The sequence below is a fragment of the Methylobacterium sp. genome (genome assembly GCF_019750675.1).
In the GTDB taxonomy this organism is placed as follows: Bacteria; Pseudomonadota; Alphaproteobacteria; order Rhizobiales; family Beijerinckiaceae; genus Methylobacterium.
Genome location: NZ_JAIEOF010000431.1, coordinates 1 through 14,331, shown reverse-complemented (window position 1 = coordinate 14,331; position 14,331 = coordinate 1). Strand labels below are relative to the sequence as shown.

The 14,331-nt window shown below is 70.9% G+C and carries 15 protein-coding genes; 6 read left to right on the top strand and 9 right to left on the bottom strand.

The genetic code is table 11. The annotated features are described in order from the left end of the window. A partial coding sequence (locus K2X24_RS22600; protein ID WP_292501341.1) for a helix-turn-helix domain-containing protein occupies window positions 1-1,008 on the top strand: 1,008 nt, incomplete at its 5' end. A gap of 357 nt (window positions 1,009-1,365) precedes the next feature. Here K2X24_RS22600 and K2X24_RS22595 read toward each other — a convergent pair. Then, complete coding sequence (locus tag K2X24_RS22595; RefSeq protein WP_292501338.1) at window positions 1,366-1,674, bottom strand: cupin domain-containing protein; 309 nt, start codon at window positions 1,672-1,674, stop codon at window positions 1,366-1,368. A 62-nt stretch (window positions 1,675-1,736) separates the two neighbouring features. Then, window positions 1,737-1,970 (bottom strand): DUF1674 domain-containing protein, encoded by a 234-nt coding sequence (locus K2X24_RS22590; RefSeq protein ID WP_292501335.1) that lies wholly within the window; start codon window positions 1,968-1,970, stop codon window positions 1,737-1,739. An 82-nt stretch (window positions 1,971-2,052) separates the two neighbouring features. On the opposite strand from K2X24_RS22590, the gene K2X24_RS22585 reads away from it, so the two are divergent. The 3 genes from K2X24_RS22585 to K2X24_RS22575 all read left to right on the top strand — a co-directional run bounded on the left by K2X24_RS22585 (window position 2,053) and on the right by K2X24_RS22575 (window position 4,788). Then, window positions 2,053-3,423, top strand: a complete 1,371-nt coding sequence (locus K2X24_RS22585) for an RsmB/NOP family class I SAM-dependent RNA methyltransferase (protein WP_292501334.1) — start codon at window positions 2,053-2,055, stop codon at window positions 3,421-3,423. Window positions 3,424-3,426: 3 nt separating this feature from the next. Continuing rightward, entirely contained in the window at window positions 3,427-4,581 is a 1,155-nt protein-coding gene (locus tag K2X24_RS22580) for a hypothetical protein (RefSeq protein WP_292501333.1), read from the top strand. A gap of 72 nt (window positions 4,582-4,653) precedes the next feature. Further along, complete coding sequence (locus K2X24_RS22575) at window positions 4,654-4,788, top strand: hypothetical protein (RefSeq protein WP_292501330.1); 135 nt, start codon at window positions 4,654-4,656, stop codon at window positions 4,786-4,788. A 117-nt stretch (window positions 4,789-4,905) separates the two neighbouring features. Here the strand turns inward: K2X24_RS22575 and glp are convergent, their stop codons facing one another. The 7 genes from glp to K2X24_RS22540 form a co-directional block, all read right to left on the bottom strand. Next, complete coding sequence (gene glp / locus K2X24_RS22570) at window positions 4,906-6,126, bottom strand: gephyrin-like molybdotransferase Glp (protein WP_292501342.1); 1,221 nt, start codon at window positions 6,124-6,126, stop codon at window positions 4,906-4,908. Window positions 6,127-6,161: 35 nt separating this feature from the next. After that, the gene (gene moaC, locus K2X24_RS22565) at window positions 6,162-6,647 is read right to left on the bottom strand and encodes a cyclic pyranopterin monophosphate synthase MoaC (RefSeq protein ID WP_292501328.1); all 486 of its coding nucleotides are present in this window, start codon (window positions 6,645-6,647) and stop codon (window positions 6,162-6,164) included. 8 nt (window positions 6,648-6,655) lie between these two features. Beyond that, the gene (gene trpC / locus K2X24_RS22560) at window positions 6,656-7,525 is read right to left on the bottom strand and encodes an indole-3-glycerol phosphate synthase TrpC (RefSeq protein ID WP_292501325.1); all 870 of its coding nucleotides are present in this window, start codon (window positions 7,523-7,525) and stop codon (window positions 6,656-6,658) included. Window positions 7,526-7,534: 9 nt separating this feature from the next. Further along, on the bottom strand, window positions 7,535-8,560 hold the full coding sequence (gene trpD / locus K2X24_RS22555; protein WP_292501323.1) for an anthranilate phosphoribosyltransferase: 1,026 nt from the start codon (window positions 8,558-8,560) through the stop codon (window positions 7,535-7,537). 63 nt (window positions 8,561-8,623) lie between these two features. Continuing rightward, window positions 8,624-9,238: an aminodeoxychorismate/anthranilate synthase component II gene (locus K2X24_RS22550; RefSeq protein WP_292501320.1), complete on the bottom strand. Its 615-nt coding sequence runs from the start codon at window positions 9,236-9,238 to the stop codon at window positions 8,624-8,626. A gap of 63 nt (window positions 9,239-9,301) precedes the next feature. Next, complete coding sequence (trpE, locus tag K2X24_RS22545; protein ID WP_292501318.1) at window positions 9,302-10,870, bottom strand: anthranilate synthase component I; 1,569 nt, start codon at window positions 10,868-10,870, stop codon at window positions 9,302-9,304. 7 nt (window positions 10,871-10,877) lie between these two features. Then, on the bottom strand, window positions 10,878-12,782 hold the full coding sequence (locus K2X24_RS22540) for a peptidylprolyl isomerase (protein WP_292501316.1): 1,905 nt from the start codon (window positions 12,780-12,782) through the stop codon (window positions 10,878-10,880). Between the two features lie 195 nt (window positions 12,783-12,977). On the opposite strand from K2X24_RS22540, the gene tpiA reads away from it, so the two are divergent. Then, window positions 12,978-13,742: a triose-phosphate isomerase gene (gene tpiA, locus K2X24_RS22535; protein WP_292501314.1), complete on the top strand. Its 765-nt coding sequence runs from the start codon at window positions 12,978-12,980 to the stop codon at window positions 13,740-13,742. Window positions 13,743-13,762: 20 nt separating this feature from the next. After that, window positions 13,763-14,331: GNAT family N-acetyltransferase (locus K2X24_RS22530; RefSeq protein WP_292501312.1), on the top strand; the 569-nt coding region annotated here is incomplete at its 3' end.

Here is a 14,331-nt window from a genome sequence, read left to right as displayed (position 1 = left end):
CAGGCCGTCTTCCCCCAAGCCGGGCCAGAGAGCTTCGGGGCCTACCACGATCTCTATGCGGCAGGCTCGACCGTGTCGCGGATCGGCGAGCGGTTCGAGGCGACCTTGCTGGGCCGCCGCGCCGCCGGTCTGCTGCTGTTCGACCGGCAGATCGCCGGTGCGGTCCATCAGCGCGAAGTACCCCGCGTCCGGCGGGACGATCTCGAACACATCAACATCCAGGTCCTGCGGTCGGGACGCATGCTGGCGGGCGCCCCGGGGAACGAGCGCGTGCTCGCGTCCGGCGATACCGTCCTGTTCGATACGACGCTTCCGCAGCGCACTGTTCTGTACGATGCCGACTACGTCACGGTCTCGCTGGCCCGCGACGTGGTCGAGGCAGCGGTGCCGAACATCCGCCGCCTGCACGGGCGCATTCTTCCCCGCGCCACCTTTCCCGCCCTCGCCGAGGCAGTCTTTTCACTTGCCCGCGGGACACTCGGCACCCCCGATGCCACACGCGGCGGGAGCCGCCTGGTTGCCGAGTTGCTGCGTCCCGCCGGCGAACCATCGTCCTGGCCGGAGCATTCCTGGCCGGAGGATGTCGACGACGACCTCGACGCCGCAAGGCGCCTGCGAGCCCTGCTCTTCATCGATGCGCATCTCGGACAACGGGATCTCGACGTGAACGCGGTCGCATCCGGCGCCGGCATGTCCCGCAGCTCCCTCTACCGTGCCTTCGCGCCGGTCGGCGGGGTCGCGCAGGAAATCATACGGCGCCGCGTGGCCCGCCTGCGGTCGGCGATCCTGAATCAAGGAGGCGACGTGCGAATCTCGACGCTGATGTGGCGTTTCGGATTCTCGACGCCGAGCCATGGCTCGCGTGCCTTCAAGGGAGCCTACGGCCTCGCGCCCGCGCAGCTTCGCGACGAGGTCCGCGCTCCGCAGCGCGGCGTGGTGGACGACCTCGTACCGGATTGTCTGCGATCCTGGTTCCAAGGTCTCAACCGGGCGCCCCTATCGTCCTGAGCCGACGCCGACCGACGCGCCTAGCGGGAGCCTACGAACGATCGCCCGCAAAACGAAGGAGCCCGCCGCGGCTGAAGCCGGGCGGGCGTGGTTGTGAGATCCAACGATTGATCGGGCGTCGACCTCAGCGCGTCGATACGACAACATCCGTGAGCGATTCGCAGCAACAATTGAGCAACATCGGCTCGAATACCACCCGATTCGTTTCGAATTCAGGTTGGATGCGGCGCAATTTGATCGGTCGTCTCCGGTTCACCGTCCCTCGTTGATGCGAGAGCATGCGCCCTGCGCACCCCGTGGCCCGAAAACGGCGCCACGAATCGCGCTCCGGCCGCCGTCGTGGCTAAAAGTCAGATCTCACCGCGCCGGTGGCGAAGTGGCTTCCACCGCCGTGAAGGTCTCGAGGATCGTGTAGGTGTGCTCGGCCCCCTCGGGCACCAGCCACGAATCCCCCGGCTCCAGCAGGACCTTCTCGCCGCTCACCGTCAGTTCGGCGCGGCCGGCGATGACGTAGCCGACCGTCTCGTAGGGCCGGCTCGCCATCGGCTTGTCGGTGCCGGGTGCCTCGTCGCGCCACATCCGCATGGCCACCGATTGGCCGCGCGCCAAGACGACCTCGCCGTGCGCGCCCGTACCCGCCTTGCTGCCTGAAACCTTCGTCGCCATGGTGGTGCTCGCCTCTGGTCTGGGACGCGGTCAACGGGGCGGCGCCCGCGACGTTCCGATTCTCAGAAGTCGACCGCGATGCCCTTGATCTCCCAATCGTCGTAGCGCACCGGCTCCAGCCCGCCCCGGCCCTGGCGCTCGCGGGCGGTGGCGATCTCGGCCGCGCGGGCGTCGATGGCGGCGCGGCGCTCGGCTGCTTCGGCGAGCGCACGGGCGGCCTCCGGGGTCAGATCACGCTTGGCGGGCGGCGGCGGGGTCTCGTCGGCGTGGTTTTCCGTCGGCTCGGGGCTCGTCATGACTTGCATCTCGGTGTGTCGGGTGGAAGGGCAGGGGGACACGGCCCGTCGCGAACGGGCCCATCTTCAGGAAGTGGCATTCATGGCGATACGCCGCAACACGGATGCGCCATCGGCGCCGATCGACCGCACCATCGCGGGGCTCGCGGCGCGGCAGGTCGCGCAGGGCGCGGTGGCCGACCTCGTCGGCAAGACCCGCGGCTTCGCCCTCGAGGATGCGCTTGCCCAGGCGAGCCGCACCGCCGGGCTCGATGCCGCCGATGCGGGCCTCGCCCGCGCCATCGCCACCGCCACCTTCCGGCGCCTCGGCTTCCTGCGCAGGGTGCTCGCCGCGCGGATGTCGCAGGGGCTGCCCGAGGATCAGCCGCGCCTCGTGGCGCTGCTGGCGACCGGCGCCGTGCAGATCCTCGACCTCAACGTGCCCGATCACGCGGCGGTCGATCTCGGGGTCCGTCTCGCCAAGGCCGATCCGCAGCTCCAGCACCTGTCCGGCCTCGTGAATGCGGTCCTGCGCCGGATCGTGCGCGAGCGCGCCGAGATCCTGGCCCAGCCGGGAGATCCGCTGGCCGACAACACGCCGGATTGGCTCGCCCGGCGCTGGAGCGCCGCCTACGGGCCCGAGACCGCCCGCGCCATCGCGGCCGCGCATCTCCAGGGCGCCGCCCTCGACATCACGGTTCGGGATTCGGCGGCCGAGTGGGCCGAGCGCCTCGGCGGCGTGGCCTTGCCGACCGGCAGCGTGCGCCTGCACGAGGTCCGCTCCAACGTCGCGGACCTGCCCGGTTACGCCGAGGGGCAATGGTGGGTGCAGGACGCCGCCGCCGCCCTGCCGGCCCGGCTCCTCGCCGTACGGCCCGGCGATCGCGTCGCCGACCTCTGCGCCGCGCCGGGCGGCAAGACCGCGCAGCTCGCGGCCGCCGGGGCCTCGGTGCTCGCCGTCGACCGGTCCAGCCCGCGCCTGGAACGCCTGTCGCAGAACTTCGCCCGTCTCGGCCTGGAGGCGGAGATCCGGATCGGCGACGCCCTGGCCCTGCCGGACGAGGCCGCCTTCGACGCGGTCCTGCTGGATGCGCCCTGCTCGGCCACCGGCACCCTGCGGCGCCACCCGGATGTGGCGTGGACCAAGACCGAGAGCGACGTCAGCCGGCTCATCGGCCTGCAGAAGCGCCTGTTCGACAAGGCCGCGACCCTGGTCCGTCCGGGCGGTCACCTCGTCTACTGCACCTGCTCGCTGGAGCCCGAGGAGGGCGAGGCCCAGGTGGCTACCTTCCTGACCCGCAACCCGAATTTTTCGCGCGTCCCGGTGCGTGTGGACGAGGTCGGGGGTTTGTCCGAGGTCATCGACGCCTCCGGCGACCTGCGGACCCTGCCGGCCCACCTCGGCGGCGCCGCGCCGGAGACACGCGGCGGCCTCGACGGCTTCTTCGCGAGCCGGCTCGTCCGGGGGGATTGAGGGATGCGCGGCCGCCGGTTCAACCGGTTTCCCGGCGCGGTCATCGCTGCCTGCGCGGCCGCGCTCGCCGCCTGGGCGCTGCCGGCCCTGGCCCAGGTCGATCCGCGCATCCTGCCGCTCCAGGCGAGCTATCGGCGCAATCCCACCTGCGCGGCGGTGGAGGCCCGCATCCCCTTCGACGTGCACGAGGGCACCCGCGACGTCGCCCTGTCGCCGTCCCCGCGCGAGATGCCCATGAACCAGGGCGAGAGCGCGATCTGCTTCGCCTACGCCACCGCCGACATGATCTCGCACCGGCTCGGGCGCCAGATCGCGCCGCTGGACGTCGCCACGAAGACCTACTTCGCGGACCCTGAGCGCCTCGCGGCGATTCCGGCCCTGCGCGAGCACCTGAAGGCCCATCCGAACTGGCGTGCCGACATCGCCTGGAGCCGGAACGCGGCCGAGATGTCCAACATCGGCAACCCGAAGCTGCTTCCGTACTTCGACAAGATCGAGGGCGGCGAGGAGGATACGGCGGCCCTCCTCTACAATATCGGCGGGCTCTGCGAGGACCGCGACCTGCCCTCCAACGACGGGTACCGCTACGCCAATCCGACCCTGCGGCGCCTGCGCTACCGCAGCCGGCTCGCGCCGAGGCCGATGAGCTTCCGGAGCCTCGCCGGCACCGTACCGCACCTGCGCCACCCGCAGACCGACACCTTCAACGCGGCCTGGATCGCCCACGTCGAAGCCCGCTGCCGGCGCGTACCCCTGGCCGTGCCGCTGCTGCCGGTCTCCTACCGGGTGGCCGCCAACCAGGCGGAGTTCGTGGAACTGCGCGAGTCCGGCACGCCGCCGAGCCAGAAGGCGATCACCCGCATCCTGGCGATGATCGATTACGCCCTGGACCACGGCCGTGTGCCGACCATCGGCTACAGCTGGTACCTGCTGGAGGACCGCGACCCGAAGGATCCGGATCTGCACGCCGACCACGCGAGCCCGGTGATCGCCCGGCGCAAGGTCGGCGGTACCTGCCAGTACCGGATCCAGGACAATACCGGCGAGTATTGCGCACGCATGCGCGAGGGGATGCGCGAGGCCTGCGAGAACGGGCGCGTCTGGGTCGGCGAGGAGGCGCTGCGGCGGACGCTCTACAGCGTGACCTACCTGCGCTGAACCGGGCCGGCGAAACCGGCGAAACCAAACGGCGTTTCACCCGTTGAGCTTGCGATCACGAGGTGAATCATCATGACATCACGCTGGATGACCCTGAACGATATCGCTGCCGACCGCGAGATCAGCGTCGAACAGGCTCGCGCCTGGGTCGATGCCGCTCACTGCCCCCGGGTGTTCCGGGCGGAGGCGACGCTCTACCTCGTCTGATATGACTTGAGTCGATTGTGCGGGTTAGCCTGTGCGCGACGTGCTTCCTCTCCCGCGCGGGAGAGGGGGCATTTTCCGTTGAAGCAATCGGCGCCGATTAATCCCAGGTTGTCCCGTTCAGAGTAGGCGCCGATCAAGGCGTAGAATACGGCAGGCTTCGCCGGCTCGCGCTTCGGGCGCATCCGGAGTGCGGATCAGGAGCGCTTCGGCCGAGCCGAGAACGAACAACATCGAGGAATCCTGCCGATTCTCGGGGTACACCACGGGTAGCCGATCGGGCGAAGTCTCGATCCGCGCACGGAGATAGTCCTGACGCAGGTCGTTCTCCGGTAGATCACGTCCGAGAATTGCCGGCTCCGACGCGTCGCGTGCCGCCCCAGGATCGCCGAGGAGGGCGCGGATCGCCGGCACGACGAACAACAGCCCGCAGACCACCGAGGCCACCGGGTTGCCCGGTAGTCCGAGCACGGCCATGCGGCCGAGGCGCCCGTGCATCAACGGCTTGCCGGGGCGCAAAGCGACGCGCCAGAAGCCGAGTTCGAGCCCCCGTGCATGGAGGGCCGATTGCACGAGGTCATGGTCGCCGACCGAAGCACCCCCGAGGGTGACGAGGAGGTCGGCATCGGCCGCGACGGCCCGGAGGATCGCGTCGTCGAGGGCCGCGAGCGTATCCCCGGCGATCCCGAGGTCGATCGCCTCGGCACCGGCCTCCCGGACCAGAGCCGCGACGGCGAGGCCGTTGGAGGCCACGATCTGGTCCCAGCGCGTGGGTTGGCCCGGCGCCACCAATTCGTCGCCGGTGGCCAGGATCGCCACACGCGGGCTCCGCCGGACCGAGAGCGTGCCGTGGCCGCCCGCAGCCGCGAGGGCGATGCGGCGTGGATCGAGGGTGTCGCCGGCAGCCAGCAGGGTATCGTCTTGCCGGAAATCGAGGCCGCTCGGGCGGATGAAGCGGCCGGCCGGCACGGGTTCGCGGCCCGTCACCGTCTCGGGCGTCGCCTCGGCGTTCTCCTGGATTAGGATCGCGTCCGCGCCCTCGGGAACGGGGGCGCCTGTGAAGATGCGCACGGCCTCGCCCGGTCCGACCGGGCCCGCGAAGCCGTGACCGGCGGAACTGGTGCCGATCAACCGCAGGGTGGCGGGGCCCGCGTCGAGGTCGACGGCGCGCACGGCGTACCCGTCCATGGCAGAAGCGGGAAAGGGCGGCTGCGTGCGGGCCGCCCGCACGTCCTCGGCCAGCGTCCGCCCGGCGGCCTGCGCGATCGGAACGGTCTGCGCTTCCACCGGACCCGGGATGCTGGCCAGGATCCGCGACAGCGCCTCGCCCACGGAGATCATGCCCCCGGCCGCCTTTCCCTTCGCGGACCCGTCGCTCAAGCCCGATCCTCGGCGCGGTAAGCGCCGGAGCGCCCGCCATCCTTGGCCAGAAGCCGAATGCCCTCGATGCGCATGCCGCGATCGGCGGCCTTCACCATGTCGTAGATCGTCAGGCAGGCGACGGACACGGCGGTCAGCGCCTCCATCTCGACGCCGGTCGGCCCCAGCACTTTCACCTCCGCCGTCACCCGCAGGCCCGGCAGGCTATCGTCGGGCTCGCAATCGACGCGGACCTTCGTGAGCAGGAGGGGGTGGCAGAGGGGAATGAGTTCGTGGGTGCGCTTCGCGGCCATGATGCCGGCGAGCCGTGCCGTCCCGATGACGTCGCCTTTCTTGGCGTCGCCCTCGCGGATCAATCGCAGGGTTTCGGGCAGCATCGCCACGCAGCCCGTGGCGCGGGCCGTGCGCGTGGTGGCGTCCTTCTCCGAGACGTCGACCATGTTGGCCGCGCCGGAGGCGTCGAGATGCGTGAGTTCGGCCATGCTCCGCCTCAGGCCTTCGCGTCGCCGAAGAGCAGGCGGCGGGTGGCCGCCGTCACGTCGGCCTCCCGCATCAGGCTCTCACCCACCAGGATGGTGTCGAGGCCGCTCTCGGCCAGGCGCACGACGTCGGCGTGGCCTGCGATGCCACTCTCCGCCACGGCGATCCGATCGGCGGGCACGCCCTCGGCGAGGCGAATCGCCGTCTCGAACGAGACCTCGAAGGTCTTCAGGTTGCGGTTGTTGATGCCGATCAGCCGGGTGCCCAGCGGCAGCGCGCGGGCCAACTCCTCAGAATCATGCACCTCGACCAGCACGTCCATGCCGAGATCGTCGGCGGTTTCCACCAGGGCGGCGGCCTTCTCGTCGTCGAGGCAGGCCATGATGACGAGGATGCAGTCGGCCCCCCAGGCCCGTGCCTCGAACACTTGGTATGGCTCGAACAGGAAGTCCTTGCGCAGCACCGGCAGGGAGCAGGCCGCCCGCGCCTCGGTGAGGTATTCGGGCCGGCCCTGGAACGAGGGCGTGTCGGTGAGCACCGAGAGGCAGGTGGCGCCCCCGGCCTCGTAGGCGGCGGCGAGCACCGCCGGGTCGAAGTCGGCTCGGATCAGGCCCTTCGAGGGCGATGCCTTCTTCACCTCGGCGATCAGGGCCGGGCGCTTCTCGGCGATGTGGGTCGCGATGGCATCCGCGAAGCCGCGCGGGGCCGAGACGTCGGCGATGCGCTTCTCCAGCTTCGTCTGCGGCACCCGCAGCTTCGCCTCGGCGATCTCGCGCCGCTTGTAGGTCTCGATGCGGGCGAGCACGTCCTTGCGCTCGGCGGGAGCGACTTCGGGGACGGCCCCGGATTTCGGCTCGGCGGACGACTTGTGCTCGGACATGGGCTGCTTTCAGGTGTTCGAGCGACGATGCGAGAGGCGGACGAGGCTGTCGAGGGTGGCGCGCGCGGCGCCGCTGTCGAGGGCCTCGCCGGCCCGGGCGACCCCCTCGGCGAGGGTCCGGGCGGCCTCGGCGACGACCAGGGCGGCACCGGCATTCAGCACGGCGATGTCACGATATGCGTTGCGTGCCCCGTCCAGCACCTGCCCCAGGGCGACGGCGTTGTGGGCCGGGTCGCCCCCACGTAGGGCCTCGATGGGGTGGAGCGGGATGCCGACCTCGCGCGGGTCGATGGTGAAGCGGGCGATACGGCCCTGCTCCAGCGCCACCACGGCGGTTGGGCCCGTGACGGTGATCTCGTCGAGGCCGTCGCTGCCGTGCACGGTCCAGACCCGGTCGCTGCCGAGCTCGGCCAGCACGCCGGTGAGCGGTTCGGCCCAAGCTGGCGACGAGACGCCGAAGAGCTGGCGGCGCACGCCGGCCGGGTTGGCCAGGGGGCCGAGCATGTTGAAGATCGTTCGCGTCGGCAACTCGGCCCGCACCGGGGCCACATGGCGCATGGCGGCGTGGTGCGTCTGGGCGAACATGAAGCACAGGCCGGCTTCCGCGAGGCAGAGGCTCAGTTCGTCGGGGGCGAGGCCGATGCGGACGCCGAGGGCCGAAAGCACGTCCGCGGCCCCCGAGCGCGAGGTGGCGGCCCGGTTGCCGTGCTTGGCCACCGGCACGCCGCAGGCGGCCGTGATGATCGCGGCGAGCGTCGAGACGTTGTAGCTCCCCGAATGATCGCCGCCGGTGCCGACCACGTCGACGGCGCCGGGTACGCTCGCCACCGGCAGCATCCGCGCCCGCATGGCCTCGACGGCACCGACGATCTCGTCCGGGGCCTCGCCGCGGACCTTCAGGGCGACGAGAAAGGCGCTGGCCTGGACCGGCGTGACATCACCCGAGAGCAGATCGTCGAAGGCCCTGCGGGCCTCGTCGCGCGTGAGGCTCGCACCCGTGGCGACCTTCGCGAGGAGGGGCTTGAAGGATTCCATGGGACTCGGGCGTGGCGATCCGGTGCGCAGACCGGGATTATTTCTGAGGGACGACGTGCCCCGTCAATGCACGCCGTCGCGGCCCTTGTCACGCGTCGCGTTCCACGCCGCCGCGATGTCCAGGAAATTCCGCAGGATCTGCGATCCGTGATGCGAGAGGATGCTCTCGGGGTGAAACTGCACGCCGTGCACGGGCAGGCGTGCGTGCTGCAGCCCCATGATCAGGCCGTCGGCCTCCGCCGTCACCGTTAGGTCCGGCGGACAATTGCCGCGCTCCACCACAAGGGAATGGTAGCGCGTGGCATCGAACGGGCCGTTCAGGCCCCGAAAGATGCCCGAGGCCCGGTGCTGGATGCTGGAGACCTTGCCGTGCATGGGGGTGGGGGCCCGAACGACGTCGCCGCCGAAGGCCTGCCCGATGGCCTGGAGGCCGAGGCAGACCCCGAAGATCGGGATCTCCCCCGAGAGGTCCTTGACCACGTCGAGGCAGATGCCCGCCTCGTTGGGCGAGCACGGGCCGGGCGACAGCACCACCGCGTCGGGCCGGCGCGCGCGGATCTCGCGCGTTGTGATCGCGTCGTTGCGCACCACGTCGACGGAGCCACAGAGGGGGCCGATCAGGTGGACGAGATTCCAGGTGAAGGAATCGTAGTTGTCGATCACGAGAACGTCGGGCATCGGGCTCTGGGGCGCGGGCATGCAGGCGGTGTGGCGCGACTCCGTCGAACCGTCAACCGGGCGTCATTGCCCCCGCCGGGCTCGGCTCGCGAACATCACCGCGTCCTCCGCCGCGCGGAACAGCGCCTTGGCCTTGTTGACGCATTCCTGCTGCTCGGAGACCGGATCGGAATCGTAGACGATGCCGGCCCCCGCCTGGACGTGCATGCGGCCGTCCTTCACCAGGGCGGTGCGCAGCACGATGCAGGTGTCCATCTCGCCGCGGGCGCCGAAATATCCGATGCAGCCGCCGTACGGACCGCGCTTCTCGCGCTCCAACTCGTCGATGATCTCCATGGCGCGCACCTTCGGCGCCCCCGAGACCGTGCCGGCCGGAAACCCGGCGGCGAGCGCCGCCAGGACATCGTGCTTCGGGTCGAGGTCGCCCTCGACGTTCGAGACGATGTGCATGACCTGGCTGTAGAACTCGAGGAAGAACGAGCCCGTGACCGTGACGCTGCCGATGCGCGAGACCCGGCCGACGTCGTTGCGGCCGAGATCGAGCAGCATGAGGTGCTCGGAGCGCTCCTTCGGGTCGGCCAGAAGTTCCTCGGCGAGCGCCTTGTCCTCGGCCGGGTTCGCCCCGCGCCGGCGCGTGCCGGCGATCGGCCGGATGGTGACGCGCCCATCCCGCACCCGCACGAGGATCTCGGGCGAGGAGCAGACGAGCTGGAAGTCCTCGAAGTCGAGGTAGCAGAGAAACGGGGCCGGGTTGGTCCGCCGCAGGGAGCGGTAGAGGGCGAGGGCCGGCAGGGTGAAGGGCGCCTCGAAGCGCTGCGAGAGCACCACCTGGAACACGTCCCCGGCGACGATGTACTCCTTCGCCCTCGCCACCATGGCCAGGTATTCGTCGGGCGCCGTGTTCGAGACGGGCTCCGGATTCGCGATGGCGCGCGGGTCGATCCGCGCCTCGACGGGCAGGGGGCCTTCGAGGGCTTGGGCCACGGCTTCGAGCCGTCCCAGAACCGCTTCGTAGGCGGCTCGCGCGGAGAGGCCGGAGCTCGGGCGCACCGGGCCGACTACCGTGATGAGGTCGCGCACGGAATCGAACACCACCATGACGCGGGGACGCACCAGGATGGCGTCCGGCACCCCGAGGGGGTCGGGGTTGGGCGTTCCCAGGGTCTCCATGGCCCGGACCATATCGTAGCCCAGGTAGCCGAACAGGCCGGCGGCCATGGGCGGCAGCGCATCGGTTTCCGCCTCGGCGCCGATGGCGCTCTCGGCGATCAGGGCGCGCAGGCTCGCCAGCGGTGGCGCGTCCTCGGGCGTGAACACCGACAGGTCGGCCCCGCGCGCGATCTCCGCCCGTCCGTCCCGGCAGCGCCAAGCGAGGTCGGGGTCGAGCCCGATCATCGAGTAGCGCCCCCGCACCACACCGCCCTCGACGGATTCGAGCAGGAAGGCGGCGCCCGCATGGACGGCGCGCAGCTTCAGGAAGGCGGCGACCGGCGTCTCCAGGTCCGCCACCAGGGCGAGGTGGAGGAGGCTGGGACGGCCCGCCGCGTAGGCCTCGGCGAAGGTTTCGAAGGCCGGGTCCCGAAGGTCGGAGTCGCGAAAGGCGGAGTCGTGGAAGGCGGAGTCCTGGGTCATCGCCGGCTCAGTACTCACCGCCGCCGATCGCCCGGCGGAAGGCCGCCTGGTTGACGTTGACGCCCACCGACGCCTGCACGTCGCCGATGTACTGGCCGAGCACGTCGTCCGCGATGGTGGGCTGGAAGCGCTTGATGATCGTCTCGTCCTCCGGCGAACCAGGCACGAAGGCCGGCATGGTCGCGGCGGTGACCTTGAACAGCGCGCGGCTCTCGCCCGCCTCGGCCGAGGCCGACTTGTCGACGGCCGTGGCGAAGACGCGGTTGACGACGTCCGCGCTGAGGTCGCCCTGCGTCTGGTTGCGGGCGAGATCGCTCAGGGTCTGGACGTTGAGCCCGGCCTCCGCCGCCACGGTCTCCAAGGGCTCGCCCTTGTCGATGCGCGCGGAGAGCTCCTTGGCCTTGGCGAGGAGGCGGCTCTGCGTCTCGGCGGCGCGCCAGCGGGTGACGACTTCGTCGCGCACCTCGGCCAGGGGCTTGTCGTGGGCCCGGTCGATGTTGGCGATGTCGTACCAGATGTAGCCGCCGTTCTTGGTGCGAAGGGGCTCGTTGTCGCCGCCCATCTCGGCCCGGAACAGGGCGGTCAGGGTGGTGTCGCGGTCGGGGATGCCCTCCACCGCGTTGCCGGCGGGGTCGAGGCCCTGCGCGGTCAGGGCGGGAATCGTGCGCAGGGGAAGGTCCCGCTCCTTGGCGATGTCGGCGAGCGGCTTCGTGTTGGCGCGCTGGTCCTCGATCGCGTCGTGCGCGGTGTCGATGCCGCTGGTGGCGCGCTCCAGCGCGATGGTCTTGGCGATGTCGGCCGAGACCTCGGCCAGCGGCTTCACGGTCTCGGGCTGGATAGCGGTCACCCGCAGGAGCACGGTGCCGAAGCGGCCCTTCACGGGCTGGCTCACCCCGTTGAGCGGCAGCGCGAAGGCGGCGTCCGCCACGGCCGGATCGAACAGCTCGGCCTTCGACAGGGTGCCGAGGGAGAGGTTCTTGGCATCGGCGCCGGTCTCGGCGGCGACGGCCTCGAAGGGCTTCTCGCCGGCCTCGATCGCCTTGCGGGCGGCGTCCGCGGCCGCCGCGTCCGGAAACACGATCTGCTGGATCGTCCGACGCTCGGGCGTGCCGTAGCGAGCCTTGTCCTTTTCGTAGCGGGCGGCGATCTCATCCGGCGTCACGGCCTCGGGCTTGGCCAGGGCCTGCGGATCGAGCACCAGCAGGGTGACGGCGCGGGCTTCCGGTGCCCGGAACGCGAACTTGTTCTCCTCGTAATAGGCCTTCACCGCCTCCTCGCTGGGGGCGGGGATCTCGCCGGCCACGGAGGGCGGCAGCATCATCAGCGCCACGCTGCGGCGCTCGGTGGCGTAGCGGTGCACGGCCTCGCGCAGGGCCTCCGGCACGTGCAGGTCGGCCGCGACCGCCTCGGCGAGCTGAAGCCTCGCGGCGACGGCGCGCTGCTCGCGCACGAAGGTGGCCTCGTTGATGCCGGCGCGCTGGAGGGTCTGGTAGAACAGGGCCGGGTCGAACTTGCCGTCCGCACCCTGGAAGCTCTTCTCCTCCTGGATCGCCCGCAGCACGGCCGCATCCGGGATACTCAGGCCGAGGGCCGCGGTCTGCTGGTCGAGGGAGGCTTCGCTGACGAGCTGGGCCAGCACCTGCCGGTCGATACCGAGCGCCCGGGCCTGATCCGGCGTGAGGGTACGCCGCGTCTGGCTCTGGTAGCGCTGAAGCTGGTTCTGGTAGGCCGAACGCACGGCCTCCGCCGAGATCTGGGCCTTGCCCACGGTGGCGACGGTGTTCGACGAGCCCGCGCGGAAGAATTCCTCGACGCCGAAGATCGCCACCCCCGCGATGAGGAAGGTGAACACCACCGTCAGGATGATCTTGCCGAGCCAGTGCTGGCTGGCGCTGCGCATGTTCTGGAGCATCGAACGTCCGGGTACCCGTCGGGAGGCGCGGCCGCGCGCCCGTGGCTCCGGGGTGGGCCGCAATCCTAAGGAAAGCCGTTCGCGATAGACCATCCGGGCTGTCATCGCAAAGGCCCCGTCGGGGTTTGCACCCTCTCGGCGCCTCTGTTAGGGGCGGCTCAGCCGCCAAGCGGAGCCATGGTGACGAGGGACGGGATGACGAAGTCGGGGCGACGGCCGCTGGTTGCCGGCAACTGGAAGATGAACGGCCTGCGCGCGTCGATCGCGGTGGTGGAGGCCGTACGCAATGGCCTCACGCCCGAACTCGCCGAATCCACCGACATCCTGATCTGCCCGCCCTCCACGCTGATCGCCTCGTGCGTCGCGGCGGCCTACGGCTCCCCCATCGCCATCGGCGGCCAGAACCTGCATGCCAAGCCGAGCGGCGCCTTCACGGGCAGCATCTCGGCAGAGATGCTCGCCGATCTCGGCGCCTCCTACGTCATCGTCGGCCATTCCGAGCGCCGGGCCTACCACCACGAGACCGATGACGGCGTCCATGCCAAGGCCCTCGCCGCCCGGCGCGCCGGCCTCTGCGGCATCATCTGCGTGGGCGAGACCAAGGAAGAGCGCGAGGAGGGCCGCACCCTCGACATCGTGCGCGCGCAGCTCGCCATCGGCGTGCCGAAGGGCGCCACCGCCCGGGACACGGTCATCGCCTACGAGCCGGTCTGGGCCATCGGCACCGGCCTGACCCCGACGCCGGGCGACATCGCCGAAGTCCACGCGAGCCTGCGCGAGATGCTCGGCCAGCTCATCGGCGCCGAGGCCCAGGCGGTGCGCATCCTCTATGGCGGTTCGGTGAAGCCCAGCAACGCCCGCGAGCTGATGGCCGTGGAGAACGTCGACGGCGCTCTCGTCGGCGGCGCCAGCCTCGTGGCCGAGGATTTCCTGGGCATCGCCCGCGCCTATCTGCGCTGATCCGCGAGGCGCGCATCGCCATGCCCCCGCGCGGCCCGGTCGCGGATGCAGACCTGGCCTGGACGGTGGAGGAGGCCTGCCTCAACGCGCGGCCGTCCCCCGTGCAGGTCGCCCTCGGCGGCTGGACCTTGCGCGCGGCGGGCGGACCGACCCGCCGGACGAACTCCCTGAACCCCCTGCGCGGCCACCGCGACGATCCGGAAGCCGTGCTCGCCCAGGCCGAGGCGATCTACCGGGGTCTCGGCCGGCCCCTGATCGTGCGCGTCCCCGATCTCGCGCCCGAGATGGACGCCCTGCTCGACCGGCTCGGCTACCGCGCCGAGGGCGAAACCTGCACGCTGTACGCCGATCTGCCGCATGCCGACGGCGTGCAGGCGGACGACGTCGCGGTTTCACCCGATCCGGACGCGGCCTGGTTCGCGGCCCAGGCGGCCTGCGAGGGCGTAAACGGCGCGGAGGCCCTGCGGACCTACCGCGCCTCCCTCGCCTGTCTCGCACTGCCGCGCCTGTTCGTGCAGCGGCGCTACACCGGTGCCACCGTCGCGGTCGCTTACGGAGTCCTGCATCGCGGTCTCCTCGTGCTGGAATC

Coding starts and splice junctions, on each gene's coding strand:
- K2X24_RS22595 (WP_292501338.1), bottom strand. CDS start 1,674: ATGGCGACGAAGGTTTCAGGCAGCAAGGCGGGTACGGGCGCGCACGGC.
- K2X24_RS22590 (WP_292501335.1), bottom strand. CDS start 1,970: ATGACGAGCCCCGAGCCGACGGAAAACCACGCCGACGAGACCCCGCCG.
- K2X24_RS22585 (WP_292501334.1), top strand. CDS start 2,053: ATGGCGATACGCCGCAACACGGATGCGCCATCGGCGCCGATCGACCGC.
- K2X24_RS22580 (WP_292501333.1), top strand. CDS start 3,427: ATGCGCGGCCGCCGGTTCAACCGGTTTCCCGGCGCGGTCATCGCTGCC.
- K2X24_RS22575 (WP_292501330.1), top strand. CDS start 4,654: ATGACATCACGCTGGATGACCCTGAACGATATCGCTGCCGACCGCGAG.
- glp (WP_292501342.1), bottom strand. CDS start 6,126: ATGATCTCCGTGGGCGAGGCGCTGTCGCGGATCCTGGCCAGCATCCCG.
- moaC (WP_292501328.1), bottom strand. CDS start 6,647: ATGGCCGAACTCACGCATCTCGACGCCTCCGGCGCGGCCAACATGGTC.
- trpC (WP_292501325.1), bottom strand. CDS start 7,525: ATGTCCGAGCACAAGTCGTCCGCCGAGCCGAAATCCGGGGCCGTCCCC.
- trpD (WP_292501323.1), bottom strand. CDS start 8,560: ATGGAATCCTTCAAGCCCCTCCTCGCGAAGGTCGCCACGGGTGCGAGC.
- K2X24_RS22550 (WP_292501320.1), bottom strand. CDS start 9,238: ATGCCCGACGTTCTCGTGATCGACAACTACGATTCCTTCACCTGGAAT.
- trpE (WP_292501318.1), bottom strand. CDS start 10,870: ATGACCCAGGACTCCGCCTTCCACGACTCCGCCTTTCGCGACTCCGAC.
- K2X24_RS22540 (WP_292501316.1), bottom strand. CDS start 12,782: ATGCTCCAGAACATGCGCAGCGCCAGCCAGCACTGGCTCGGCAAGATC.
- tpiA (WP_292501314.1), top strand. CDS start 12,978: ATGACGAAGTCGGGGCGACGGCCGCTGGTTGCCGGCAACTGGAAGATG.